The 24,582-nt window shown below is 60.2% G+C and carries 20 protein-coding genes and 6 pseudogenes; 17 read left to right on the top strand and 9 right to left on the bottom strand.

From position 1 onward, the window contains the following. Window positions 1-158: 158 nt before the first annotated feature. Window positions 159-3,125 carry a Tn3 family transposase gene (locus tag AC19YY_RS26435; protein ID WP_001138070.1) on the bottom strand — a complete coding sequence of 989 codons (2,967 nt, stop codon included), beginning with the start codon at window positions 3,123-3,125 and terminating at the stop codon, window positions 159-161. Between the two features lie 2 nt (window positions 3,126-3,127). Next, entirely contained in the window at window positions 3,128-3,688 is a 561-nt protein-coding gene (locus AC19YY_RS26430; RefSeq protein WP_003124096.1) for a recombinase family protein, read from the bottom strand. A gap of 264 nt (window positions 3,689-3,952) precedes the next feature. Here AC19YY_RS26430 and AC19YY_RS26425 point away from each other — a divergent pair. Then, a pseudogene (locus AC19YY_RS26425) lies at window positions 3,953-4,369 on the top strand (PAS domain-containing protein); the annotation flags it as partial. Between the two features lie 961 nt (window positions 4,370-5,330). On the opposite strand, the gene AC19YY_RS26420 reads toward AC19YY_RS26425, so the two are convergent. Beyond that, window positions 5,331-6,173, bottom strand: coding sequence for a helix-turn-helix transcriptional regulator (locus AC19YY_RS26420; protein WP_003464996.1), 843 nt, complete (start codon window positions 6,171-6,173; stop codon window positions 5,331-5,333). A gap of 75 nt (window positions 6,174-6,248) precedes the next feature. Here AC19YY_RS26420 and AC19YY_RS26415 point away from each other — a divergent pair, with 75 nt between their 5' ends. The 4 genes and pseudogenes from AC19YY_RS26415 to AC19YY_RS26400 all read left to right on the top strand — a co-directional run bounded on the left by AC19YY_RS26415 (window position 6,249) and on the right by AC19YY_RS26400 (window position 8,074). Continuing rightward, window positions 6,249-6,824 (top strand): carboxymuconolactone decarboxylase family protein, encoded by a 576-nt coding sequence (locus AC19YY_RS26415; protein ID WP_003464997.1) that lies wholly within the window; start codon window positions 6,249-6,251, stop codon window positions 6,822-6,824. A 27-nt stretch (window positions 6,825-6,851) separates the two neighbouring features. Continuing rightward, window positions 6,852-7,400 carry a cytochrome P460 family protein gene (locus AC19YY_RS26410; protein WP_003465000.1) on the top strand — a complete coding sequence of 183 codons (549 nt, stop codon included), beginning with the start codon at window positions 6,852-6,854 and terminating at the stop codon, window positions 7,398-7,400. Between the two features lie 28 nt (window positions 7,401-7,428). Next, a pseudogene (locus AC19YY_RS26405) lies at window positions 7,429-7,749 on the top strand (uracil-DNA glycosylase family protein); the annotation flags it as partial. A 61-nt stretch (window positions 7,750-7,810) separates the two neighbouring features. Beyond that, window positions 7,811-8,074 (top strand): uracil-DNA glycosylase family protein, encoded by a 264-nt coding sequence (locus AC19YY_RS26400; RefSeq protein WP_003830781.1) that lies wholly within the window; start codon window positions 7,811-7,813, stop codon window positions 8,072-8,074. A 183-nt stretch (window positions 8,075-8,257) separates the two neighbouring features. Here the strand turns inward: AC19YY_RS26400 and AC19YY_RS26395 are convergent, their stop codons facing one another. Further along, the gene (locus tag AC19YY_RS26395) at window positions 8,258-9,142 is read right to left on the bottom strand and encodes a LysR family transcriptional regulator (protein ID WP_500605110.1); all 885 of its coding nucleotides are present in this window, start codon (window positions 9,140-9,142) and stop codon (window positions 8,258-8,260) included. A gap of 114 nt (window positions 9,143-9,256) precedes the next feature. Between AC19YY_RS26395 and argC the strand changes: the two are divergent. After that, window positions 9,257-9,817 (top strand): annotated as a pseudogene (argC, locus tag AC19YY_RS26390) (N-acetyl-gamma-glutamyl-phosphate reductase); the annotation flags it as partial. A 31-nt stretch (window positions 9,818-9,848) separates the two neighbouring features. On the opposite strand, the gene AC19YY_RS26385 reads toward argC, so the two are convergent. Both AC19YY_RS26385 and AC19YY_RS26380 read right to left on the bottom strand, forming a co-directional pair. After that, window positions 9,849-12,878, bottom strand: coding sequence for a Tn3 family transposase (locus AC19YY_RS26385; RefSeq protein ID WP_010465834.1), 3,030 nt, complete (start codon window positions 12,876-12,878; stop codon window positions 9,849-9,851). Continuing rightward, window positions 12,862-13,464, bottom strand: coding sequence for a recombinase family protein (locus AC19YY_RS26380; RefSeq protein ID WP_010465829.1), 603 nt, complete (start codon window positions 13,462-13,464; stop codon window positions 12,862-12,864). Before AC19YY_RS26380 ends, AC19YY_RS26385 begins: the two co-directional genes overlap by 17 nt. Window positions 13,465-13,655: 191 nt before the next feature. Between AC19YY_RS26380 and AC19YY_RS26375 the strand changes: the two genes are divergently transcribed. The 11 genes and pseudogenes from AC19YY_RS26375 to AC19YY_RS26325 all read left to right on the top strand — a co-directional run bounded on the left by AC19YY_RS26375 (window position 13,656) and on the right by AC19YY_RS26325 (window position 21,060). Then, window positions 13,656-14,033 (top strand): type II toxin-antitoxin system RelE/ParE family toxin, encoded by a 378-nt coding sequence (locus tag AC19YY_RS26375; protein WP_003151133.1) that lies wholly within the window; start codon window positions 13,656-13,658, stop codon window positions 14,031-14,033. Beyond that, window positions 14,014-14,349: a helix-turn-helix domain-containing protein gene (locus AC19YY_RS26370; RefSeq protein ID WP_001172026.1), complete on the top strand. Its 336-nt coding sequence runs from the start codon at window positions 14,014-14,016 to the stop codon at window positions 14,347-14,349. Before AC19YY_RS26375 ends, AC19YY_RS26370 begins: the two co-directional genes overlap by 20 nt. A 14-nt stretch (window positions 14,350-14,363) precedes the next feature. Next, window positions 14,364-14,699 (top strand): hypothetical protein, encoded by a 336-nt coding sequence (locus AC19YY_RS26365; protein ID WP_000741275.1) that lies wholly within the window; start codon window positions 14,364-14,366, stop codon window positions 14,697-14,699. A 23-nt stretch (window positions 14,700-14,722) separates the two neighbouring features. Further along, window positions 14,723-15,049, top strand: coding sequence for a hypothetical protein (locus tag AC19YY_RS26360; RefSeq protein WP_000091614.1), 327 nt, complete (start codon window positions 14,723-14,725; stop codon window positions 15,047-15,049). Continuing rightward, window positions 15,046-15,426 (top strand): hypothetical protein, encoded by a 381-nt coding sequence (locus tag AC19YY_RS26355; protein ID WP_001054412.1) that lies wholly within the window; start codon window positions 15,046-15,048, stop codon window positions 15,424-15,426. Before AC19YY_RS26360 ends, AC19YY_RS26355 begins: the two co-directional genes overlap by 4 nt. A gap of 117 nt (window positions 15,427-15,543) precedes the next feature. Then, window positions 15,544-16,787 (top strand): annotated as a pseudogene (locus AC19YY_RS26350) (cyclic di-GMP phosphodiesterase). Window positions 16,788-16,954: 167 nt separating this feature from the next. Beyond that, window positions 16,955-17,329 (top strand): annotated as a pseudogene (locus tag AC19YY_RS26345) (N-acetyl-gamma-glutamyl-phosphate reductase); the annotation flags it as partial. Window positions 17,330-17,742: 413 nt separating this feature from the next. Next, window positions 17,743-17,898: pseudogene (locus AC19YY_RS26340) on the top strand (OmpA family protein); the annotation flags it as partial. Window positions 17,899-18,312: 414 nt separating this feature from the next. After that, complete coding sequence (locus tag AC19YY_RS26335) at window positions 18,313-18,939, top strand: DNA methyltransferase (RefSeq protein WP_003465024.1); 627 nt, start codon at window positions 18,313-18,315, stop codon at window positions 18,937-18,939. 24 nt (window positions 18,940-18,963) lie between these two features. Further along, a complete protein-coding gene (locus AC19YY_RS26330; protein ID WP_003465026.1) occupies window positions 18,964-19,992 on the top strand; it encodes an IS30 family transposase in 1,029 nt (342 codons plus the stop codon). A gap of 36 nt (window positions 19,993-20,028) precedes the next feature. Further along, entirely contained in the window at window positions 20,029-21,060 is a 1,032-nt protein-coding gene (locus AC19YY_RS26325; RefSeq protein ID WP_073454648.1) for a methyl-accepting chemotaxis protein, read from the top strand. A 349-nt stretch (window positions 21,061-21,409) separates the two neighbouring features. On the opposite strand, the gene AC19YY_RS26320 is transcribed toward AC19YY_RS26325, so the two are convergent. From AC19YY_RS26320 to AC19YY_RS26310, 3 genes are all read right to left on the bottom strand, one after another. After that, window positions 21,410-22,204, bottom strand: a complete 795-nt coding sequence (locus AC19YY_RS26320; protein WP_003465028.1) for an ABC transporter permease — start codon at window positions 22,202-22,204, stop codon at window positions 21,410-21,412. Further along, entirely contained in the window at window positions 22,205-23,134 is a 930-nt protein-coding gene (locus AC19YY_RS26315) for an ABC transporter permease (RefSeq protein ID WP_003465031.1), read from the bottom strand. Window positions 23,135-23,459: 325 nt separating this feature from the next. Further along, a complete protein-coding gene (locus AC19YY_RS26310; protein ID WP_003465034.1) occupies window positions 23,460-24,512 on the bottom strand; it encodes an ABC transporter substrate-binding protein in 1,053 nt (350 codons plus the stop codon). Window positions 24,513-24,582: the final 70 nt, after the last annotated feature.

Genomic DNA, 24,582 nt, shown 5'->3' with positions numbered 1-24,582 from the left:
TGTTGGCTGCCGAACGCCGTATGCGTTGGCGATGAGATGATTATGGCTGGCATCTCTAATCAAGAGGCATCAGAAAGTATTGATTTCAGTGCAGATCGTCTTGGGCGGTGCAATTCGCGATGAAGGGGGTCGCCTCAGAAAACGGAAAATAAAGCACGCTAAGCCGGTTGCAGCGGTCGTAGCGGCCTGAACTTGCCCGCGCCGATCTTGGCGCTGCTGCGCCAGAGGTAATCGCCGGTGAGGTTGATGTGCTCCCAACCGAGCGGCGACAGGTACTGCAACAGCGCGTCATCAACGGCATGGCCGTTGCCACGCAGCGCGTGCGCAGCCCGTTCCAGATAGACCGTGTTCCACAACACGACGGCAGCCGTTACCAGATTGAGGCCGCTAGCCCGGTAGCGCTGCTGCTCGAAACTGCGGTCGCGGATTTCACCCAGGCGGTTGAAAAACACTGCCCTGGCCAGCGCATTGCGCGCCTCGCCCTTGTTCAGGCCGGCATGCACGCGGCGGCGCAGTTCCACGCTTTGCAGCCAGTCCAGGATGAACAGCGTGCGCTCGATGCGGCCCAGCTCGCGGAGCGCCACGGCCAGGCCGTTCTGGCGTGGGTAGCTGCCGAGCTTTCGGAGCATCAGGGAGGCCGTCACCGTGCCCTGCTTGATCGAGGTGGCCAGCCGCAGGATTTCGTCCCAATGGGCGCGGACGTGCTTGATGTTGAGCGTGCCGCCGATCATGGGTTTCAGCGCGTCATAGGCGGCGTCGCCCTTCGGGATGTAGAGCTTGGTGTCGCCCAGGTCGCGGATGCGCGGCGCGAAGCGGAAGCCCAGGAGGTGCATCAGGGCGAAGACGTGATCGGTGAAGCCCGCCGTGTCGGTGTAATGCTCCTCGATCCGCAAGTCGGACTCGTGGTACAGCAGGCCGTCGAGCACGTAGGTCGAATCGCGCACGCCGACGTTCACGACCTTGGTGTGAAATGGCGCGTACTGGTCAGAAATGTGGGTGTAGAACGTCCGCCCTGGGCTGCTCCCGTATTTCGGGTTGATGTGGCCGGTGCTCTCGGCCTTGCTGCCGGTGCGGAAGTTCTGGCCGTCCGACGATGAGGTGGTGCCGTCGCCCCAGTGCTCGGCGAAGGGATGGCGGAACTGTGCGTTGACCAGATCGGCCAGCGCCGCCCCGTAGGTTTCGTCGCGGATGTGCCAGGCTTGCAGCCAAGCCAGCTTGGCGTAGGTCGTGCCGGGGCAAGACTCCGCCATCTTGGTCAGGCCCAGGTTGATCGCGTCGGCGAGGATCGTGGTCAGCAACAGGTTCTTGTCTTTGGCCGGGTCGCCCGATTTCAGATGCGCGAAATGCCGAGTGAAGCCCGTCCATTCGTCCACCTCCAGCAGCAGTTCGGTGATCTTGACGTGCGGCAGGATCATTGCCGTCTGGTCGATCAGCGCTTGGGCGGTGTCGGGTACCGCCGCGTCGAGCGGCGTGATCTTCAAGCCTGACTCGGTGATGATGGCGTCCGGCAGCTCGTTGGCCGTCGCCATACGGTTGACGGTGGCAAGCTGTGTTTCCAGCAGCGTCAGCCGGTCGTTCAGGTACCGGTTGCAGTCGGTGGCCACGGCCAGCGGCAATTCGCTGGCCTGCTTGAGGCTGGCGAATTTCGCGGGCGGCACCAGGTAGTCCTCGAAGTCCTTGAACTGGCGCGACCCCTGCACCCAGATGTCGCCGGAACGCAACGCGTTCTTCATCTCCGACAGCGCGCATAGTTCGTAGTAGCGCCGGTCGATGCCGGTGTCGGTCATGACCAGCTTCTGCCAGCGCGGCTTGATGAACTCGGTCGGCGCGTCGGCGGGCACCTTGCGGGCGTTGTCGCTGTTCATGCCGCGCAGCACCTCGATGGCGTCGAGCACGTCCTTCGCGGCGGGAGCGGCCCGCAGCTTGAGCACGGCAAGGAATTCCGGCGCGTAGCGGCGCAGCGTGGCGTAGCTTTCGCCGATGCGGTGCAGGAAATCGAAGTCCTCGGGCTGCGCAAGCTTCTGCGCTTCGGTGACGCTCTCGGCGAAGGCATCCCAGGACATGACGGCCTCGATGGCGGCGAACGGATCGCGGCCCGCCTGCTTGGCCTCGATCAGCGCCTGGCCGATGCGGCCGAACAACCGCACCTTGGCGTTGATCGCCTTGCCGGACGCCTGGAATTGCTGCTGATGCTTGTTCTTGGCGGCGTTGAACAGCTTGCCCAGGATGCGGTCGTGCAGGTCGATGATTTCGTCGGTGACGGTGGCCATGCCCTCGATGGCAAGCGCCACCAGGGTGGCATAGCGTCGCTGCGCCTCGAACTTGGCCAGGTCGGCGGGCGTCATCTGGCCACCCTCACGGGCGATCTTGAGCAGGCGGTTCTGGTGCACCGACCGCTCGATGCCAGAAGGCAGGTCGAGCGCCTGCCACGCTTTGAGGCGTTCGATGTGTTCCAGCATGTGCCGCGAATTCGGTTTGACGGGCGATTGGCGCAGCCAGGCCAGCCAGGTCGTTTTGCCGTTGTCCCGACGCTTGAGCAGATCGTCGAGGCGGCGGCGATGCGCGTCCGACAGCGGTTCGGCCAAGGCATCGTAGATGCGCCGGTTGGCGCGGGTGATTGCTTCGGCGCTCGCCCGCTCGACGGCGTTGAGGGCAGGCAGAATGACCGACTGCTGCCGCAGGTGCTCGATCAAGGTGCTGGCCAGCACGATGCCCTTGTCGGTCTGCAAGGCCATCTCGGTCAGCAACTGGACGGCCTGCCGGTAGTGGCCCATGGTAAAGGGCTGGAAGCCGAACACCGTTTGCAGTTCGACCAGGTGCTCGCGCCGGGTCTGCTCCCGCTGCCCGTATTCGTCCCAGCTTTCGACGCTGACCTTGAGCTGGTCGGCGACCAGTTTCAACAAGGGCGGAAACGGCGGCTCATCGACGCCCAGGATGACACCAGGAAAGCGCAGGTAACAGAGCTGCACGGCGAAGCCCAGCCGGTTGGCCGGGCCGCGCCGCTGCCGGATGATGGAGAGGTCGGTTTCGCTGAACGTGTAGTGACGGATCAACTCATCCTTGGTGTCCGGCAACGCCAGCAGGCTTTCGCGCTCGGCGGCGGACAGGATTGAACGACGTGGCATATTTACTGATCCGTTCTCAAGTATTGATACAGGGTTTCGCGACTGATTCCGAATTCACGAGCCAGCTTGGTCTTTTGCTCGCCAGCCTCGACACGTTGGCGCAGTTCGGCAATACGCTCAGACGACAGGGATTTCTTCCTGCCACGGTAGGCCCCGCGCTGCTTGGCGAGCGCGATGCCCTCGCGCTGCCGCTCGCGGATCAAGGCGCGTTCGAACTCGGCGAACGCGCCCATTACCGACAGCATCAGGTTCGCCATCGGCGAGTCCTCGCCGGTGAAGGTCAAATGCTCCTTAAGGAACTCGATGCGTACGCCGCGCTGGGTGAGGCCCTGCACCAGGCGGCGCAGGTCGTCGAGGTTGCGCGCCAGACGATCCATGCTGTGCACCACGACCGTGTCGCCTTCGCGCACGAAGGCGAGCAGCCGTTCCAGTTCGGGCCGCCGTGTGTCCTTGCCCGACGCCTTGTCGGTGAACACTTTATCCACCTGGATCTGTTCGAGCTGCCGTTCTGGGTTCTGGTCGAAGCTGCTGACGCGGACGTAACCGATGCGCTGACCGTGCAAGGTATCCTCCTGAGGGAAATGTGTCAGGAAGAAATCTATGACCCTTGACGGCGTATGTCAATCAATTCGGAAGGCAACTCTATTCTGACGATTTAGCGCCGGATGGTCTGACGCCAAGTTAGGGTATAGCCTAGATTGACATGCGCGATGCAACCCTTAACTTGCTTGCACCTATCGTTTCCATGCTAGCTTTATCGTAACGCTAAAGAAATTGGGCTTAATGCCGAATACAATAAAATAAAACAGCCAACCCTTGAGGCTCTTATGCGCCAGAATTTACCAGTGACGGGTCGAAACTTAGAACTCCCAAAAGATACCAATATTCTTTCGACTACCTCCCCTCAAAGCCATATCACGCACATTAATCCTGACTTCATTAAAATCAGTGGTTTCACTGAGGAAGAACTATTAGGCCAGCCTCACAACATCGTAAGACACCCAGATATGCCGCCTGCTGCATTTGAGCATATGTGGAGTACATTAAAATCTGGCCGCTCATGGATGGGGCTAATAAAAAATCGCTGTAAAAATGGCGACCACTATTGGGTAAGTGCTTATGTAACGCCAATAGCTAAGAATGGTTCGATTGTTGAATACCAGTCTGTAAGGACCAAGCCTGAACCTGAGCAGGTTTTGGCTGCGGAAAAATTATATGCTCAATTGAGAAGCGGGAAGGCCGCGAGGCCGAAATGGGCTGCTAGCTTTTCCGTGAAAATACTCTTGCTCATATGGGGTAGTATTATATCAAGCGCAATGGCTGCCGGCATGCTTACTGATACATCAATAAGCAGCTTATTGTTAGCCCTGTATCGGCTAGCGCAACCGCTTCTTGAGAGCATAGCTCTTTATAGTTGGTAAATTAGCGATTTGCAGCCATGTGTCATATTGAGCTATGCCCTAACTGGGCGTCAGGCCGGAACCTTGGGCAGTGTCAGAATAGGGCCGATTCCAGCATTTTCTGACGACTCGCCTGCAACCTCTAGGGCCTCAACCTGACAGGCCGCACGCTTAGCGTACGATTTTGTCCGTTTTCTCTATCGTCCCCTCCATGCCCGACGGACGGTCGCCGGCCCGCCCTGGTCGAAGGCCGCCCCACTCGGCCCGGCGAGGCCCGGCCAAGGTTGGACAGTTGCAGCGGCCAAAATCGCCCCCTGCGGCCTCCTGGGCGCGTTTCTGGTGCCAAGGTAGGCTTGCCCCCTGACTGACAGCTTCCGCGTTGTGTGGGCGATTCTGGAGGCTCTGACGCTGCTCCGGTTGCAGCGCTCCCGCCCCCTCTTTGGCGTTCAACCTGTCGTTTTCAGAAGACGGCTGCACTGAACGTCAGAAGCCGACTGCACTATAGCAGCGGAGGGGTTGGATCCATCAGGCAACGACGGGCTGCTGCCGGCCAATAGCCGACAATGACGACACTGGAAATCCCCGCCTGTGAGCGTCGGCTCAGGGCGGGACAGCGTCATCCAGCTACCTGCGCCACTGACTCAGCCTTGTCCAGCCGGCCGCGCCGCACGAACAGACTGACCAGCCGTTGACGGATCGCCACCTGGAGTTCCGCCAGTTGTTCCGGCGTGATGCGAATTTCACCCGCTCGACGAGCGCAACACCGGCGCCGCCTACGCCAAGAACCGGCGAATCGAACTCAAACTCACGAACCGCTGAGCGCCGCGTCACCGCGCTGCTGCGCCAGCCAGTCGCGCGGGGCGCAGCCCATGCGCACGCGGAAGGCGCGCGCCAGAGCGTTCGGGCTGCCGTAGCCGACGCGGTCGGCCACCACCGCCACCGGCCGCCCCTGCTTGAGCAGGGTGCAACTGACGTTCATCCGCCAGTCGGCCAGATAGTCGCCCGGCGTGACGCCCACCGCGTCCTTGAACGCGGCGGCGAAGCGCGCGCGTGACATGCCCGCCTTCGCCGCCAGCGCCTCGAGCGACCACGCGGTCTGCGGCGCATCGTGCATGGCGGTTATGGCGCGCGCGAGTTTCGGGTCGGCCAGGCCCGCCAGCAGTCCGGTGGCGCCAAGCCGCCCATCCATCAGATAACGCAGCAACTGGATCAGTAGCAACTCGCACAAGCGGTCGATGGCGGCCTGCCGACCGCACTGGTCGCGCTCGGCTTCGGCAAACAGCAACTCTAGCGTCGGCCCGAGGCCGGGCAAGTCCGCCAACGGAATCAGCAGCATCGACGGCAAGGCCATGGCCAACGGATTGCCCGTCGAAGCGCCCAGGTCGACCTCCGCACACAACCGCTCAGCGGTATCGCCGGGGGCGGCGACAAAACGATGCGACGCCACGCGCGGATAAAACAGCAGGCTCGGCTCGGTAACCAGCAGATCTTCATGCACGGGCGAACGCGCCGTAATCGGGCCGCGCCGCACCAGATGGATATAGCCATGCGGCGCCGCGTAATGATGCTGCCCACAGAAGGCGCCGCTGTGAAAAACGCGCGCCGAAAGCGAGTAGTGCCGGAGCAAGCCGGCCAGTCGATCCGCCATTCCACTCTCCATATAAGACGATAGGTTACGTATTTGATACTTTACGTGCCATATCGTACCAAACAAAGGGCGATCATGCCCACGTGCTCTTGCACCTCACCCACTACGGAGATAGACATGACCCAAATCGCCCCCCTGACCATCGACACCGCTGACGCCGCTACCGCTGCCACACTCAAGGCCGTCAAAGCCAAGCTTGGCATGGTGCCGAACCTGTTCGCCACGCTGGCCCACGCGCCGGCGGCGCTCAATGGCTACCTCGGCTTGTCCGAAACGCTGGGCACCGGCCGCCTGAATGCCTCCCAGCGCGAGATCGTTGCGCTCGCTGCCGGTCAAGCCAATCGCTGCCAGTATTGCCTGAGCGCACACACCCTGATCGGCAAAGGTGCCGGACTGTCGGCAGAGGCCATCGCCGCGGCCCGCACCGGCCAGGCGGCCAACGCACTTGACGATGCAATCGCCGGCTTTGCCCGCGCGCTGGTCGAGCAACGCGGCGTGGTGTCGGCCGACGCCATGGCCAACTACCGCCGCGCGGGGCTCGACGACGGCCTGATACTGGAAGTGATCGCCAACGTCGCGCTGAACACGCTCACCAACTACACCAACCACATCGCCGACACCACGGTGGATTTCCCCGTGGTCGCCGTCTGATCTCCATAGGCATATAAGGAGAACACGATGAAAATCGCACTCACCGGCGCTCTGCTCGCCAGCGCCCTCGTCCTGCCACTGGCCGTCACGGCCGGCGACTTTTCGCCCTATGTGGACAGCCAGGGCGGCATCAGCCGCCCCACAGACTTCCGCACAAACTTCGTCCACCTGGGCTCATATGCGGTGTTGGACGAAAAATCCGCCTCTCGCGGCTTGCACGATGTGTACACCGAAAAGGCCTCGGCCGAGCACTACCGCAAGACCGGCAAGTTCTTGGACGGCGCCACGCTGGTGAAAGAGATCCGCAAGCTCGAAACCAGCGCCATGACCACTGGCAACCCTGTGGTCTGGGGTTCCGATGCGGCCGTGTGGTTCGTGATGGTCAAGGACGCCAAAGGCCGTTTCGCCAGCAACCCCTTGTGGGGCGACGGCTGGGGCTGGGCGCTGTTCAAGGCCGACGCCCCCGCCAAGAATGTCGCCGTCAGCTACGAAGCCGACTGCATGGGCTGCCATGTGCCGGCGGCCAAGACCGACCGCGTATTCATCCAGGGCTATCCGACACTGACCCAGCACTGACTTGCTGCCGGGTTACGCTTCGCGCAGGATGGCACCTCCGTCCTGCGCGAGCCACCCTTTCCGGAAGCGCGCCATGCCGACACTCGACGCCTTTCTGACCGACGTCCGCGCCTGCACGCGCTGCGCACCGCATCTGCCACACGGCGTGCAGCCGGTCTTCCAGTTTCACCCGAGTGCGCCCATCCTCATCGCCGGCCAAGCACCGGGGGCCCGGGTCCATGCCTCAGGCGTGCCCTTCGACGACGCCAGCGGCGCGCGTCTGCGCGCCTGGCTGGGCGTGGACCGCGACACCTTCTACGACCCTACCCGCATCGCCATTCTGCCCATGGGCTTCTGTTATCCGGGCACCGGCAAAAGCGGTGACCTGCCGCTACGCCCGGAGTGCGCCCCCCGCCTGGCGCGAAGCCTTCATGCAGCGTTTCGAGCGCCTGTCGCTGGTCATCGTGCTGGGCAGCTACGCCATGGACTACCACCTCGGTACTGGCAAGACGCCGCTCACCCGGGTGGTCGAAGCCTGGCGCGAGCACTGGCCGCAAGCGTTCCCCCTGCCTCACCCTAGCCCGCGCAACAATCGCTGGCTGGTGCGCAACCCCTGGTTCCAACAAGACGTGCTGCCCGCGCTGCAAGCACGCGTCCAGGCAGTCCTCACCGCCAACCCCAAGGAAACCCCATGACCGACGACACCGCCGCCATTACCGAGCTGCTGCACAAGTACTACGACACCCTGGCCTGGGCGAACGGAGACAGGCACCGGCTTTGGAGCGATGAACGACGGCTTCAGGTGCGGTAGCTGACGCCTGGGACCTCAATCACCGTATGACCGGGTCGAAAGCGGTCCTTTCTCTGACAACATCGCCCTAGCCCGCACTCAACCCCCACAACACATCCAGCACATGTTGCGTAGGCCGCTCGACGTCCCCACCACGGTGGGCAATACCAAGTTGACGCCACAATAAGGGCTGTAATGGCCGCATGACGATCCTGGTATCGGACAATGGCGTGGAGGCTTCATGCGGCAACAACGTCGCACCATAACCGGCCGCCACTAGGCTTTTGATCGCATCGTTGTAGTTCAGTTGAATACGCGGCGTGGGCTGCCGTCCATCACTGGCGAACCACTCCGAGGTCAAGCGCGAAAGCCGAGTAGTTTTGTCATTCAGAATTAATGGCTGGGCGGCCAGCCAACCGGGGGTCACAACATCCGGGCATTCCCAGCGAGCCGGCAAGAAGGCCATGACCGGGTCCCGCCGCCATGGCTCGATCCGCAATTCCTTCACCGGGGTCTGTGGCAGCGCGACCAGACCGATCTCCAAAGAGCCCTCGGCAAGCTTCTTCAAAGTTTCCTGCGACGTGAGCACCGCGACCTGCACATCGATAGCGGGATGGCGTTGGCCCAACGTCTCCAAAGCTTGCGGCATCAACTGTGCGATGGCCCCTGTGGAGGCACCCAGCCGCACACGCCCGGCCAAGCCCTGCACCTGACGCTCCACGTCCTCAAGCGCCTGCTCCGCATCCGCCAACAGGCGCCGCGCGCGCTCCACCAGCGTTTCTCCAATCGCCGAAGGCTGAATGCGCCCACGTGTGCGCGACAACAGCTTTCCGCCAACCCGCGACTCCAGGTCGGCAATATGCAAACTGACCGTGGGTGGCGCGAGGTGCAGCACACGGGCCGCCTCGGCAAACGAACCCAGGTCGGCAATGGCCACCAACGTGCGCAGACGGTCCAGGCTGATTTCGCGCATGAGTCACTCCTTGTTCAGAAAAGCTGAATTTCATCGTTTAGAAATTCAACTTTTCCTATCTTAGCCCCTCACTGAAGATTGGAACTCCTGATTTCCTATGTCCGAGAGCATTCCATGGCAAGTCCTCTTATATTCATCGACGGCGACCAAGGCACCACCGGGTTGCAAATCCATCAACGTCTACGCGACCGGACCGATCTGCGGCTTATCACGCTCAGCCCCGAACATCGCAAGGATCCGCAACGTCGCGCCGAAATCATCAACGCCTGCGACATCGCGATTCTCTGCTTGCCCGACCAAGCCGCACGCGACGCTGTAGCGAGCATCGAAAACCCCGCCGTTCGGGTGATCGATGCGAGTTCGGCGCACCGCACCCATCCAGACTGGACCTATGGTTTCGCGGAGATGAACTCGCAGCAGGCCCAACGCATCGCCACGGCACGGCGGGTCAGCAATCCCGGTTGCTATCCCACGGGGGCGATAGGGCTGCTGCGCCCATTGCTGGAGGCCGGGTTGCTGCCCAGGGACTATCCGACGAACATTCATGCTGTGTCGGGCTATTCCGGAAAAGGGCGCGTTGGCGTGCAAGAGCATGAGGGAGAGGGCGCATCACAGGCGCCCGCGTTTCAGGTTTATGGTCTGGGGCTGGCACACAAACATATTCCGGAGATTCAGGGGTTGTACGCCGGAATCCCAGAAATTTCCGTCAGCCCAGCTCCAGTCCCGCCACGAGCGCATCCAGGTCGATGAACTTGCCGTCAGTCTGGAAGGTGTAATGCCCGTTCAGCAGGATGTGCCGCCAGGCCGCTGGCGACATCTGCGTGATCAACGCCAGCGCCTTGGCATTGCCAGCTGCCTCGTACTTCGTCAGCAGCAGGGACAGGATCGCCGAGTTGTAGAAGATGATCGCGTTGCCGATCAGCCTGGCGCACTGGTTGCTGATCTCGATTTCGATGTCGGTGCGGCCGGTCAATTCCTTCTTCCCACCGACTTGGGCGATGGTCGAGCGTAGCTGGTGATAGGACTCAATGCGGTTCTGCGAGCGGTGAACATTACGCTCCAGTTGCGGGTCGCGCAGGTAGCGCAGTGTGTAGATACTGCGGATGAGCTTGTCGAACTCGAAGATTGCGCGCCGCGTCGGGTTCGGCGCCGTATAGGTGCACAGCTTGCGGATCAGCGTGCCCTGCGTCATTTCCTTCAGGCCCAGTGTGGCGACGATTCGGTCGATGTTCGCCTTCTCACCGACGATGAGTTGCCGGTCGATCTGGCCAGCCGGCCGGATCAGGCATTTCTCGTACAATGCCAGATCATCGGCGCAATACAGCTCCTGCAACTGGTCGTCGAGGTCGGTGAAGCGCGGCTCGAAACGAAGTCCGAACCAGTGCAGGATGGCGAAGTTGGCCTTGTTGATGCTGTGCATGTCGCCGGTGATCGCGCTCGGCACGATGTCCGACGTGTTGCGGTACCAGATGTCGAACACGTGGTGAGCCTCGTACTCGTGTGCGCCTATCAGGTAGCCGTTCAACGGCACGTGATTGCACAGCAGCGTGTAGGCGACGACGCCCTTGCCGCGGCCGAAATATTTGCGCGAGTAGCGCGCCTTCACAGTTGGTCGCTCGACGCCGAATTTCTGCCCATCAACGGCACCGTACAACGAATCGAGGTCGAACGAGTAATGCGGGAAGATCGGCAGTGCGGCGATGGCGTTGCTGATGCAATCGTTGGCCACATGTAGCGTCGCCTGGCGCAGGTACTGCTGGTAGGTACTCTCCAGGACGTGGTACGGGATGTCGCTGGTACGTGCCATAACCTGGTTGCCGTGGTTCATGGCTTGGGCAATGATCACCGCCATCAGACTGTCGGCGTCGGCTACCTTCTTCGCATAGCGTGGCTGCAATGGTGTCAGCGCCGACAGGAACTGGCACTGGCCGTTGACGAAGCGAAACACGTCGGCGACATCGCAGTATGGCAGTTGCTCGTAGAGAGCTTGCTCGCGCGCCTTCTGGTTCTCCCCCTTGGGCTTGCGCCAGGTCAGTCTCTGCGTGTCCTTGTCGTATTCCAGGTGCGTCAGCTTGCCCTGTTTCAGCTCGCGATTGAACGCCACCCATTGCGCACGCAACTCGGCCGCCAGTGCATCGAGCTGGGCACTGACCGGCTGCCGCAGGAAGGGGATGTCCATCTGCGCGAGCACGGCGGCTTTCTCGTCCATCGAAACCAACTCGTCGGACAAATGCCGGTGCTGCAAGCTATCGTCAATGTAGAGCTCGCCCGCCTGGAAGCGTTTCCTGACCTGACGGTAAAGCCAGAATTCGTAACGATCGGCATGCAGGCCTGTCGGCGTGCCTTCGGCATCGAACATCAGCAGGTACGGACGCAAGCGTTTCGGCAGCGTTGCCGCCGGACATTCGTCGAGTGGCCGTTGTGATAGGCGCTGCTGCTTGGCGAACACGCTCTTGGCCCAAGTCAGCGCCGCGAGCCATGGGTTATCGGGGGCCGTGCCGGCGAAGTCGAGCGCGACGTACAGCGGCCGTAGATGGCGTCGAATGCGTTCGGCCAGGCCGTCCACCGCCTGCCAGTGCAGCGCCAGTTTGTTCAGTGGCTTGACGCTCATGCGCTGCGCCGTGTTTTGCAGCAATTCCCTGGACATGATTTTGTAGGCGCGTTGGCGCACCTCGCCGAACGGCGTCGGATCGGCCACGCTGTCGTCCACGTACAGCGACAGCAGGCGGCCAACCTGCGGCGTTTCCTGATGGCGTCGCAGCTGTTCGGCGACAAAGGACTGTTTCGCACCCGTGCGGCTCTCGTCCTCAAGTTTTTTCATGTGGAAGGCCATCGCGTCGACCAGGTTGTCGGTGAGCTGCCGGTAACGTACCCAGGCATAGCACAGCAGGTAGAGCCGGGTCTGCTCCGCCTTCAGGTGGCGCAGGTCATGGACGGTATAGAAGTTCGCCAGGCTCGCGTAGTACAGCAGGTTCTGCTGCGAGATGCCGAGCTTGGGCAGCAGCGCCTTGGCGATCCCGTGCAAGGACTTCAGCGTGGCGCGCTTCTCGCGCTCCCCTGCCATCTGACGCCAGCCGAAATCTTTAGCGTCCTGCTTGAGCGCTGCCAGTTGAGACAGGGTGTCGTCACGCACCAGGAGCTGGCCCAGCGCAGCTTTGGCCGATTCGTCCAACACTTCTGCCAGCAAGCCGCCCAAGCGCCTGCGTTCGGTGGACAGGGCTTCACTGACCAGCTCTTGTAAGGTGGTGTGGCCGGGCCGGATGATTTTGTGCTCGCTGAGCCAAACGATCAGTTCGGCGGCCACGAATCCTGGCATTACGTCGCGCCGCACGATCTGTTCAGCCTGCTGTGCCAGTTGCGGCAGGAAGCTAGCCGCCCACGACCGGTAGCCGAACAGTTCGGCGATCTGACCCCTCTGGCTGTAGTGCTCATGCTTGGTGATCGCCTTGCGTTCGAACGCTTCGCCGTGGAAATAGCGACTCAGCACGAAGGCGCAATCGTCCTCGACCTCATGCCAATCGAAGCGGAAGAAAGCATGCTTGGCCTTGAAGTAGCCGATCTGCAAGACGCAATAGACTTGGGCCTGCAGGCTAGGCCGGCTGCTGGCGAACGCCAGTTCAGATTCGGCCAACGCCAGGTATTCCAGCCGCTGAGCATCGTCGAAGTCCGGTAGGCGGTACAAGGCTTCCTGCTCTGCGTCAGAAAAGACGGTGAGTAGCTTATTCTTGTTGCTCATCGACCGTCCTTCCCGCACCACGCCAACCTGCTCGCGTCAATGTTTCGATCAACGTAGTGCGCTTGACATTGAAGTTGCGGCACACCGCCGCCTTAGACATGCCGCCATCGAGCGCGGCGACGATGGCGTCCAGCTTCTCACCAGTGATCGCCTGCGGCCGGCCGCCGATCCGGCCGCGTTTGCGTGCGGCGGCCAAGCCCGCGACGACGCGCTCCTGAATCAAGGCGCGCTCGTACTGCGCGAGCGCACCGAACACCTGGAACAGGAATTCGCCCGAGGGCGTCGTAGTGTCCAGGTTCTCTGTCAGCGAGCGGAACGCCACCCGCTTGTCCTTGAGCGAAGTCACAATGGCGAGCAGGTGCGACAGCGAGCGACCGAGCCGGTCGAGTTTCCACACCACCAGCACATCGCCGGCTCGAACGAACTCAAGCGCCCGCGCCAAGCCGGCACGGTCATCCTTCGCGCCAGAGGCACGATCCTCAAACAGGTGACGCGGATCGACGCCGGCGGCGAGCAGCGCGTCGCGCTGCAAGTCCGTGCTCTGGCGGTCGGAGTCCGACGACACGCGCATGTAGCCAACCAACATAGGCGGATAACCATCAAAAACAGGTTTCCGCATAATAGTGAATAGCGATAGAGTTTTCCGTACATTTTTGAGGGGGTGTTGCACAGGTAGCACAGCGGCGGCTGACAGCCTGTCGCAAAACAAATGTTTTACGACACCTCCTTGAGGTTGCCGCGTTTACATCATTACCTGAACAGGTATAAAATTCCGTCATGACAAACAAAGAAAAACCGCTCGAATGGATCGCGAGCAGCCACAAGGATTTGATGGCGTTGCCGTCCGACGTGCGTCGCCGTTTCGGTTACGCGCTCTCGTTGGCGCAGATAGGCGATCAGGATGACGCAGCAAAGGTGCTCAAGGGGTTCGGTGGTGCCGGCGTGCTGGAGGTCGTCGAAGACGATGCCGGCGGCACCTATCGAGCGGTATACACGGTCAAGTTTGCGGAAGCGGTGTTCGTCCTGCACTGCTTCCAGAAGAAGAGCAAGAGCGGAATCGCCACGCCAAAGGCCGACATGGACATCATCCGCGCTCGGCTGAAGGTGGCCGAGGTATTGGCACAGGAGCTACGAAATGCAAAAACGAATCATTGAAGGCGTCGAGGTTCAGCGCAGCTCGGGCAACGTCTTTGCCGACCTTGGACTGCCTGACGCTGAAAAGCTCAAGATCAAGACCGGCCTGGTGGTCGAGATCAGGAGGGCCATGCGCGCCCTTGGGCTGACTCAACAAGCGGCGGCCAAACGCATGGGCATCCCGCAACCGAAGGTGTCGGGCATGATGCGCGGCGACTTCACCAATCTATCCGAACGCAAGCTGATGGATTGTCTGAATCGCCTCGGCTACGACATCGAAATCAAGGTACGGCCAGCAGCCGAGCCGATCGGGCATCTAACGCTCGCAACCGCTTAATCGGAGCTCTCCTGATGGCAGCCCGCATCACCGACGACGAATGGGACGAACTGACTCCCGAGAATTTCGATACCACGGCACTGCTGCGTGCAGTCGATGCCGTGGACGTGCTGCGCGGCGATTTGAATGACAGCGCAGACGGCGCACCTCCGCAACTGCGCACCGACCTGTTGAAGCTGCATCAACTGGCAATGGCCGCGTTCAACGAGGGATCACGCAGCCGAGTGGCTGAGCTATTTGATCTCGCCGTGGATCTTCAGGATCAGGTTGATCATCTGATGACCTCGCTGGAACAAGTGCAAGAAACCCTGTCCCGGTTGACGGCGCTCTACCCAGAAAGCCTGTCCTGAATGTTCTTGGAGACAACCACATCATGAGCCGCAGCCGCCGCAAAACGCCCATCGTTGGGCACACGACCTGCCGTAGCGAGCGCGAGGACAAGAAACTCTGGCATCAGCGCTGGCGAACCCACGAGCGCACCGCGCTGGCCAGCGCGTCGCCGGAAGCTCTATGCGCCCATCTGCCTCTACTGGAAAACCAGGTCAGCAACGTCTGGTCGATGGGTAAGGATGGCCGCTCCTACTGGCCCATCAAGCGCCAGGCCGCCACGGCGGATCGCATTGCCAACCACAAGGGACGCAATCCGCAAGAGCGCGCCTCCCTGAAAAAGCGTCTGCTGCGCAAGTGGATGAGCAAATGAACCTGTCCACCATCGAGGCGCTGGCTATCGCTTGGGCGCGAATCGCTGAAGAAGCAGAACTCCCAGCCGGCTACGAGGGCACGGCGACGCCAGAGGCGCATCGGGCCTGCGAGGTGATCCAGGAGCGGATTCGAGAGCACGTCGTCGCCACCAATGACATGCGGCTGTTCGGCCTGCTGCACCTGCTTGGGCAGGCGTCGCTGCGCATGGAGCAAGCGCTGTGGCCGGAAGAATATGCGCGGATGACCCGCGAGGTCGAGGAAGCTCTCCGAGAGGCCGACGACCCCAACGCCAAGTCGTACACCCACGAAGAAGTCATGCAGGCGATGCAGGAACGCATCGACCGAGCGCGAGACAAAGCCATGTTGATCGGCTGACGGAAATTTCGGCGGTTCCGGCTGATCCAAGAATCTTGGCGTGACCTTACCTCCGCTCTACCGCTGGGTGCCAGCCTCGGCGCACGCCTAACCACCCAACTCAGAAAGGAAAATAAGTTGGTAAAACGCATTCCCGTATCCGAGCTTCGTCTCGGCATGTACATCCACAAGCTCGCCGGCTCTTGGGTTCGACACCCATTCTGGCGCGGCAGCTTCCTGCTGACCGAGCCTCAGGATCTCTCTGCCATTCGAGAATGTGGCGTCGGGGAGGTCTGGGTCGACTTGGCCAAAAGCCAAGTCGACCCAGAGAGCCCAGAGAGCCCAGAGCCCAGAGCCCAGAGCCCAGAGCCCAGAGCCCAGAGCCCAGAGAATTGTCGGAGGAGCAATCTCTGCCGTCTAGTCCACTAAGCAAGAAAAGTGACGGCGCAACCTCAATGGAGAGCGAAATGTGTTATGCACGGAAACTCTGTCTTGCGGCCAAGTCCCAAGTCATGGACATGTTCCAGGAAGCCCGGCTTGGCAAGGCCGTCGACCCAAGCACGACGTTGCCGCTGGTCGGAGAAATCGCTGCCTCGGTGCTGCGCCAACCTCATGCCCTCATCAGCGTCGCACGCATCAAAACGCACGACGATTACACCTACCTGCACTCGGTTGCCGTCTGCGCCCTGATGCTATCGCTGGCCCGGCATCTCGATCTAGACGAGGAGCAAACGCGCCTGGCTGGCATCGGCGGACTGATGCACGACCTAGGCAAGGCCGCGATGCCGCTGGAAGTGCTTAACAAACCAGGCAAGCTCACCGATGCCGAGTTCGCCATCATGAAGCGCCACCCTGTGGAGGGCGCAAAGATGCTGCGCGCAGGCGGGGCCGAGCCCGGGGTGGTGGACATTGCCCTGCACCATCACGAGAAGATCGACGGAACCGGCTACCCGGATCGCTTGGCCGGTGACGCCATTTCACTCCTGGCCCGCATGGGCGCAATCTGCGACGTCTATGATGCCGTGACGTCGGAGCGAGCCTACAAAAAGCCGTGGGACCCGTCCGCGGCGATGCGGCAGATGGCCAAGTGGGAGGGCCATTTCGACAAACGCATCTTCCACGCCTTCGTCAAGGCCGTGGGCATCTACCCCGTCGGCTCCTTGGTTCGCCTGTCCTCTCAGCGTCTGGCCGTTGTCGTTGAGCCGGGAATGGAATCACTGCTGACTCCCAAGGTTCGCGTGTTCTTCTCGCTACGCTCGAGAGAGCCGATCCCGATGCAGACCATCGACCTGGCGGCCACGAGTTGCAAGGACAGTATCACTGGCCCCGAAGACCCGACGCTCTGGAACTTCAAGAACCTCGACGACTTGTGGATGGAATAGCCCCCACAAAACGACGGCCCCGTGAGGGAGCCGTTGAACATCGTCGAGCGATGCCCGTCCAGGGAGGGATGGCCGAGCTCGATTCTCCAGAAGGTAGCTGGTGACACGAGTGTTGAGCCCACCCAACTAGGGTGACGGAAATTTCTGGGGTTCCGGCTTACATCCCCATTCAGCAGCAAAGCGGTCTGATGGAGCGGCCGATGTTTGTGCCGGCTTATGGGGCTTTTCGGCAGGGGATCGTGCTGACCATACCGTTGCAACTTCGCTTGTTGGCGCCGGGCGTGGATGCGGTGCGGTTGCATGCGTGTCTTATGCAGCACTACGTCGATGCGGACCATGTACAGGTGATGTCGATGCAGGAGGCCAAAGGGTTGACGTGCCTTGATCCTCAGGCGCTTAACGGGACTGATAGTTTGCGATTGGTGGTGTGTGAAAATGATGAGACGGGGCAGGTTTTGTTGGCTGCGGTGTTTGACAATCTTGGGAAGGGAGCCGCTGGAGCGGCGGTGCAGAATCTGGATTTGATGGTTGCAGGAACATGACTCCGACTACCCACTGGCTCTAGAGTCTATGGCTCGAATTTTCGAGCGGTTGTTTCCTCTCTGTTTATGGCCTGGCATCGACGGCATTAAACGAGTCGAAAACAGAATCTACGCGTGTCAGCAGTTTGCAATCCAGTCAGGCTTTGAAGTTAAACGGTCGTCCACGACAGGCAGCAATCGGCCAACAGCGGCCGTTTTAGAGTAGGGAAAATAAATCCCCTTTTCTGCTGTCTACGCTTCGCAGCGCCGGTTACCCGGTCACCACGCAAGACTCGCTTCCGGTCGGTGGCTAACCTTTACCGGGCGGGGGTCATACCCGCTGGGTTTCTTACGCCATTTCGTGACGGCTTGCGCCGTCATTCCCAGGCGACCAAGCTTTGCCTGGCGCACATAAATCAGTCCCCTTTTTCTCTTTGCGCAGCAATGGCGTCGATCCTTCGCGCCTGCAAACCTTTGGTGCAGGCTCCAGCTCGCCCATTGCCCCCAACGACACCGCCGAGGGTCGCGCCCAAAATCGCCGCGTTGAAATCAAACTGGTGCCCCGTAGCGGCGCTGTAGCTCAAGGGTAATGGTGCCTTGGTGCTCTTTTCGTCGGATGCCCAGCTATCTTTTAATGGGTTACGGGCGATTTGCAGTGGGCTCCAAAACCTGGCCTCAGGAGGTGCAAGCTCCCGTGGCACCGGCTTTGGACTGGGCAGACCAATACGCCGGCCCATAAGCCCATAAGGATCCCGGCCTCGGCCGGGTTCTTTATGCCCGCTTCGCGGGCTTGAGCCCAGAAGGGAGCGGCGTGCGCCGGATTCGCATCTGCCAGCCAGTACGCAGCCCGTTTGGAACTCAGTTGATCCGTCTTTTTCAACGGTTTAACAGCCAAATCAATACGTTCACAAGTACACTCGCCACCCTAGGGATGGTGAAGCATCCACGAGCGGTACTAGAATTTTCAGCTTTTCGGTGCCGCCGCACGAATTCAAGGGGCAAGCATGGATTACGAACAACTGCCGAGGGCCGCCTTGGTCCGTATGCTGCAGGAGCATGATGCGGCGCTTGCCGATGCTGGCAAGAATGGCATCGTTATGAGTTACACCGGGCGGGCTGCTCCCTGGCAGATCATCCGCCAGGTCAAGCCGAAGCTGCATCGTATTATCAAGAAAGTATCCTTTGGAGAGGAAACCGCCCAGTCAGAGAATGAGATCTGGGACGGTGAAAACCTTTCTGCGATGGTCACGCTCTATAAATATCGTGGTCAAGTTGATCTTGTAGTAACAGACCCGCCGTACAACACCGGCGAGGACTTCCGCTATAACGACAAGTGGGACAAGGATCCAAACGATCCAGATCTCGGCGATGTAGTTCCTAAAGATGATGGGTCCAAGCACAGCAAATGGTTGCGCTTCATGACACCCAGAATCTGGATGATGCGTGAGATGCTAACCCCAGGCGGGGTTATGGCTATCTGTATTGATCATAGGGAACTATTTAGACTTGGCATGCTCATGGACGAAATCTTCGGCGAAGAGAATCGCATTGGCATAATCAATTGGCAGAAAAGCTATTCACCTCGCAGTGATAATAAGGGGGCGGCGGCGAAAACTGAGTGCAACACCTGACCTTTCCGGTACGGTGCTGTCCCTATGTCTTATTCCGAACTCAGCGTTGAAGAGCGCGCCACCATTCAAATCGGTCATGCCCAAGGTTTCAGCCTGCGCGGGATTGCCTGCTTGATCAACCGATCCCCTTCGACCATCAGCCGGGAGCTGCGCCGCAATCGAGATGCCTGTGGCGGCTACTCGGCCCGCGTGGCCCAGCAGCAGATGCAGGCCCGCCGTCAGGTGTGTCGACCGAAGCAAAAGCTGTTGCCGGGTAGCGAGCGCTTCGAATTGGTGGCGCATATGCTGCGTGAGCGTTTGTCTCCCGAGCAGATTGCCGGCAAGCTGCGCAGCATGAATATTCCCAGCCTCAGAGATGCCTACGTCTGTCGCGAGACGATCTATAACGCGATCTATGCCTTGCCAGTCGGCGAGCTGCGTAAAGAGCTGATCATCTGCCTGCGCCAAAGCAAGACGATGCGCAGGCCGCGCTCTGGCGGCGTGGATCGGCGCGGTCAGATCCCTGAGAGGGTCAGTATTCATGTACGTCCGCCGGAGATCGAAGACCGACTGATGCCAGGGCATTGGGAAGGCGACCTGATCAAGGGCAAGGCCAACGCCTCGTCTGTAGGTACGCTGGTGGAGCGCACCAGTGGCTACCTGATGCTGGTGAAGATGAACGACGCGACGGCGACCTCGGCGATGGAAGGCTTCAGTGCAGCGCTCAATGGCATGCCGCTGGCGATGCGCAAGAGCATGACCTACGACCAGGGCCGAGAAATGGCGCGGCATGCTGAAATCACCCAGCAGACCGGGGTGGCGATTTACTTCTGCGACCCGCACAGCCCTTGGCAGCGCGGCAGTAACGAAAACATCAATGGCCTGATCCGCCAGTACCTGCCCAAAGGCACGGACTTGTCGGTGCATAGCCAGGAGGAACTGGATGCCATCGCACTGCAACTGAACATGCGCCCCCGTAAGCGCTTCGACTTCAAGTGTCCGATCGAGGTTATGGACGAGGTGATGCAGGAAGCTATGGCTATGCGGCATGATGCTCCAGCTTCAATTCAATAACCGTGTTGCACTCAGCTCCTGTAACCGCCCACTTTAATGTCAGGAAGCTTAAGCTCTGTTAGTGTTTTGGCTATTCTCTCTCCTCTTGGAAGACTGGTTGAAAGAGCCAGGAATATTTCCAATAACCCATTAAGTCAATCCCTCTACACTGGGCGCACCGATGAGTTTGGCCAAATAGAGTTTGCTTTACGAATGATGCAAGCTGAAACAGGCGCCATAGTAGGTCGCATAGGTGATGCATCAAATCGGCTTAGCGAACACACCCGAGGCCTACTAAAGGATATTGAGTCAAGCAATGTACTTACAGTTGAGCAGCAGGCAGAGACAGATCAAATAGCAACGGCAGTAAACCAAATGGCGGCAAGCATTCAAGAGGTTGCGAGCAATGCACAGCATGCTGCAGATGCGGCCGGAAGAGCAGACACTGAGACGGCATCTGGCCAGCGTCTGGTAGCCCACACAAGCCAGTCAATCACTGCCCTTGAAGGTGAAATTAGGCAAGCCGCTCAGGTTATTCATGAGCTTGAAGGTCAAAGTAACGAGATATCAAAAGTTCTTGACGTTATACGAGGGATCGCCGAGCAAACGAATTTGTTGGCACTCAACGCAGCAATTGAGGCCGCGCGTGCTGGTGAGCAGGGGCGTGGTTTTGCTGTTGTCGCCGATGAGGTTCGCAGTCTTGCTGCTCGCACACAGCAATCGACAACGGATATTCAAAGCATGATCAGCGCTCTACAAGAGCGAGCGCAATCCGCTGTTACAGTCATGGAGCAAAGTAGTCGGCAAGCGCACACGAGTGTAGCTCACGCAGAGGAAGCAGCTACAGCTCTTGATGGAATTGGCCAACGCGTTAACGAAATTACCGACATGAACGCGCAAATAGCGACTGCGGTCGAGCAGCAGGGAGCAGTAAGTGAAGACATAAACCGCAGTATTATCAATATACGCGATGCTGCTGATACCAATGTACAGACCGGGCAGAATAATTTGCAAAGTGCGAAATCTGTCGCTCAGTTAACTAGCGCTCTGAGCGAACTGGCAAAACAGTTTTGGGAAAAACGAGGATAACGCTTTTCAGTATCTCGACAGGGATAACTTACTTTACCATCGGTTATCCCTTTTAGCCGCACAAATTTTAGCCATGGCTTTTCAGGAAGTCAGGGCTATCAGAATGGCCTTAGAAAGCCTAGTCAAAGAGCTGTCACGAGAACACCGTTAGCTTAGCGTACGATTTTTTCCGAATTCTGCGGTTCCCCCGAGATGGGCCTGGACACGGGTGATAGATGCTGAATTAAGCCGTGTGACGGCAGGCTGTGCTGGGCTGCACGTCGGCATGGGCGTGCGTGGTCAGGACGCAAAAACACACTTGCCCGCAATGGCGGGCAAGTGTGTTTGCAGAGGGGGAGTGCGTTGTTGGTTATTGTTTGTTGCGACCGGCAATCACCACCAGGATCAGCGACGCCAGGATCAGGATCGAACTGATAGCGGCAATGGTCGGATCGATCTCGTCGCGCAGCGCCGTGAACATGCGCTTGGTCAGAGTCTGGTTGTCGCCGCCGGAGATGAACAGCGCCACCACAGTTTCATCCAGCGAGGTGATGAAGGCGAACAGTGTCGCCGAGACCACACTGGGCTTGATCTGCGGCAGGGTCACGGCCATGAAGGCGCGAAAGCGGTTCATGCCCAGGCTGCGCGCCACCATTTCCTGGGACATGTCGAAGTTACGCAGACCGGCCAGCAGCGCGATGATCACGTAGGGCAAGGCGAGCATGATGTGCGCCAGCACCAGGCCGGTCAGCGTGCTGATCAGGCCGACCCGGGCGTAAACGAAGAACACGCCGGCGGCGATCAGGATGATGGGCACCATCATCGGCAGCAGCAGGATGATCTGCAGCGTACGCACCACCTTCAGGCTGGAGTTGTTGATGGCGTAGGCGGCCGCCATACCAATCGGCAGGCTGATGGCCATGGTGAAAAATGCCGTGATCAGACTGACCCGCGCCGCCGACATCCACTCCACGCTGTTGAAGAACGCCTCGTACCAGTGGAAGGACCATTGCTTGGGAGGGAATTGCAGGAAGCGCGCCTCGGAGAACGACATGGGTACCACGATCAGCACCGGGATGATCAGGTACAGCAGGATCGCCGCGACCAGCACCGTGAACAGCACGTGGGACAGGCGAAGGTGACGCAGGTTGGCAAGCAGGTTCATTTAGCGCGCTCCCAGGATGCGTTCGATGGGGATGAAGCGATTGATGCCCCAGAAGATCAGGAACACCACAAACAGCAGCACCAGGCCGACTGCGCTGGCTGCGCCCCAGGCGTGATAGAGCTCGACGTTGCGTTGCACCAGCATCGACACCAGGATCGTGCGGCCACCGCCGAGCAGTTCCGGGGTGATGAAGAAGCCTAGGCAGATGACGAACACCAGGATGGAACCGGCCATGACCCCCGGCGCTGCCATCGGCAGGAAGACCCGGCGGAAGGTGTAGAAGGGTTTGGCGCCAAGGCTCTCGGACGCTTGCATGAGGTCCTGGGGGATTTTTTTCATCACCGAATACAGCGGCAGGACCATAAAGGGCAGCATGACGTGCAGGGTGCCGATTACCGTGCCAGTGGTGTTGTGCATCAGCGTCAGGGGTTGGTCGATGATGCCAAGGTCCATCAGCGTCTGATTGACCAGTCCGCGGCGTTGCAGGAGCACCAGCCAGGCATAGGCCCGCACCAGCACGCTGGTCCAGAACGGCAGGATCACGCAGATCAGAATCAGGTTGGCCCAGAAACCCTGCAGGCGCGAAGCGGCGTAGGCAATGGGGAAGCCCATGACGATCGACAGGATCGTCACCAGGAAACTGATCTTGAAGGTCAGGGCGAAGGTGTCCCAGTAAATGCTTTCCTGGAAAATCCGGATGTAGTTGGCCAGGGAAAACCCTTCCTCGGTCTGGACCGACTGAAAGGCCAGCCAGCACAGCGGCATGATCAACAGCACCACGACCATGACCAGCGCCGGGGTGAGCAGCAACAGCATGGAGGTGTGCTCCTTGCGTTCTTCACGGGCCAGGGCGTCTTCGCTGGTCATGGGCGGCTGGTGCTGCTGGTCGCTGGAGTCGGGCATGGATTTGGCGAGATAGGCGTTGGACATGATGACCTCTCGTCACTGCGCAGTGCTGGAGGGTATCCAGCACTGACGGGTAGCGCTGGCGGTGGCAGTCGTCCTGGCGGACAGCAGGGTGCGGTGCTCGGGTAATGTCATGTGAAGAACTCCCAATGGTGGGCAGGTACTTGAGGCGAGCGCGAGTTGTCTGCACAGGTCACTCTGCGGGACCCTCAGGCCTAATGTACCGGGATGCCAACGAATGAAGTGGACGCAATTGACCGGTGCGCAAGCGCTTTATGTCGAAATCGCGGGGGCAGACGGCATGTCCTGCGCCGAGGCCTCTGGCCTGCGGCGCAGCAACGGCCGATGGCTATTTTTTCTGGACGAAGGACAACCAGCGTTCTTCGGCCTTGACCCCGGCTTCGGAGGCCCACCATTGCGCCGAGAGCAGGGCCTGGCGCGAGATGTTGCCGGGTGCGGAAGGCAGCTTGGCCTCGCGCTCGGCCGGGATTACCCCGGTCTTGAAGGCTTCGGGGTTGAGCGGGCCGTAGTCGATGATCATCGGCAACGCCGCTTGCAGTTTGGCATCGATGGCCTCGTTGACGAATTTCATGGCGGCCACCTTGTGCGGCGAGCCTTTGAGGACGCACAACGAGTTGGTTTCCAGCACACCCTGGTTGTAGTCGAATGCCACGGGTGCGCCGGCGGCCTGTACGGCGGTGATACGGCCGTTCCAGGCCTGGATCATGTCCACTTCGCCGTCGCTGATCAGCTGCGCCGACTGCCCGCCGGACGTCCACCAGGTGGCGATGTCGGGCTTGATCTGCTCAAGCTTGCGGAAGGCGCGATCGACGTCCAGCGGATAGAGCTTGTCCATCGGCACGCCATCGGCCAGCAGCGCGATTTCCAGGGTTGGACGTGGCAGGTTACGTAGGGAGCGCTGGCCCGGGTATTTTTTGGTGTCCCAGAAGTCGGCCCAGGTCTTGGGTACGTCCGCGCCTTTGAACGCGTCCGTGCGATACGCCAGCACCGTGGAGTAGCTGATGTAGCCGACGCTGTATTCGTCCTTGAGGCTGTCGGGTATTTGCGCGGCATTGGGAATCAGCGCAAGGTCGAGCTTCTCGAACAGCCCTTCGGCTTCGCCACGGATGCAGTCGCCAGTGGGCAGGTCCACCACGTCCCAGGTGACCTTGCCGCTCTCGACCTGGGTCTTGATGATCGGGTAGGCCTTGGGCGAGCTGTCCTGTTTGAGCGTCAGACCGAGCTTTTTCGCCGCAGGCTCCAGGATCGCCTTGCTCTGGGCTTCCTGATAAGCACCGCCCTGGGATACGAACGTGATGTCCTCGGCCATGGCCTGGGTGGCGCTACCGATGAACAGGGCCAGACTCGCGAGTTGGAAAGCTGTAGTGCGCAATGTGCTCATGGAAAGACTCCGAATGGTTGGCAGATTTTCTTGGGCGAGCTGTAGGTTTTGTTGTCGGTCGCTCTGCGGG

This window comes from Pseudomonas sp. MF09156, from assembly GCF_059862305.1.
This window is presented reverse-complemented; position numbering and strand designations above follow the sequence as displayed.

What these genes read in the sequence shown, in the direction of transcription:
- AC19YY_RS26435 (WP_001138070.1), bottom strand. Translation starts at nt 3,125, where the DNA reads ATGCCACGTCGTTCAATCCTGTCCGCCGCCGAGCGCGAAAGCCTGCTG.
- AC19YY_RS26420 (WP_003464996.1), bottom strand. Translation starts at nt 6,173, where the DNA reads ATGGCGGATCGACTGGCCGGCTTGCTCCGGCACTACTCGCTTTCGGCG.
- AC19YY_RS26415 (WP_003464997.1), top strand. Translation starts at nt 6,249, where the DNA reads ATGCCCACGTGCTCTTGCACCTCACCCACTACGGAGATAGACATGACC.
- AC19YY_RS26410 (WP_003465000.1), top strand. Translation starts at nt 6,852, where the DNA reads ATGAAAATCGCACTCACCGGCGCTCTGCTCGCCAGCGCCCTCGTCCTG.
- AC19YY_RS26400 (WP_003830781.1), top strand. Translation starts at nt 7,811, where the DNA reads ATGCAGCGTTTCGAGCGCCTGTCGCTGGTCATCGTGCTGGGCAGCTAC.
- AC19YY_RS26395 (WP_500605110.1), bottom strand. Translation starts at nt 9,142, where the DNA reads ATGCGCGAAATCAGCCTGGACCGTCTGCGCACGTTGGTGGCCATTGCC.
- AC19YY_RS26385 (WP_010465834.1), bottom strand. Translation starts at nt 12,878, where the DNA reads ATGAGCAACAAGAATAAGCTACTCACCGTCTTTTCTGACGCAGAGCAG.
- AC19YY_RS26380 (WP_010465829.1), bottom strand. Translation starts at nt 13,464, where the DNA reads ATGTTGGTTGGCTACATGCGCGTGTCGTCGGACTCCGACCGCCAGAGC.
- AC19YY_RS26375 (WP_003151133.1), top strand. Translation starts at nt 13,656, where the DNA reads ATGACAAACAAAGAAAAACCGCTCGAATGGATCGCGAGCAGCCACAAG.
- AC19YY_RS26370 (WP_001172026.1), top strand. Translation starts at nt 14,014, where the DNA reads ATGCAAAAACGAATCATTGAAGGCGTCGAGGTTCAGCGCAGCTCGGGC.
- AC19YY_RS26365 (WP_000741275.1), top strand. Translation starts at nt 14,364, where the DNA reads ATGGCAGCCCGCATCACCGACGACGAATGGGACGAACTGACTCCCGAG.
- AC19YY_RS26360 (WP_000091614.1), top strand. Translation starts at nt 14,723, where the DNA reads ATGAGCCGCAGCCGCCGCAAAACGCCCATCGTTGGGCACACGACCTGC.
- AC19YY_RS26355 (WP_001054412.1), top strand. Translation starts at nt 15,046, where the DNA reads ATGAACCTGTCCACCATCGAGGCGCTGGCTATCGCTTGGGCGCGAATC.
- AC19YY_RS26335 (WP_003465024.1), top strand. Translation starts at nt 18,313, where the DNA reads ATGGATTACGAACAACTGCCGAGGGCCGCCTTGGTCCGTATGCTGCAG.
- AC19YY_RS26330 (WP_003465026.1), top strand. Translation starts at nt 18,964, where the DNA reads ATGTCTTATTCCGAACTCAGCGTTGAAGAGCGCGCCACCATTCAAATC.
- AC19YY_RS26325 (WP_073454648.1), top strand. Translation starts at nt 20,029, where the DNA reads ATGTCAGGAAGCTTAAGCTCTGTTAGTGTTTTGGCTATTCTCTCTCCT.
- AC19YY_RS26320 (WP_003465028.1), bottom strand. Translation starts at nt 22,204, where the DNA reads ATGAACCTGCTTGCCAACCTGCGTCACCTTCGCCTGTCCCACGTGCTG.
- AC19YY_RS26315 (WP_003465031.1), bottom strand. Translation starts at nt 23,134, where the DNA reads ATGTCCAACGCCTATCTCGCCAAATCCATGCCCGACTCCAGCGACCAG.
- AC19YY_RS26310 (WP_003465034.1), bottom strand. Translation starts at nt 24,512, where the DNA reads ATGAGCACATTGCGCACTACAGCTTTCCAACTCGCGAGTCTGGCCCTG.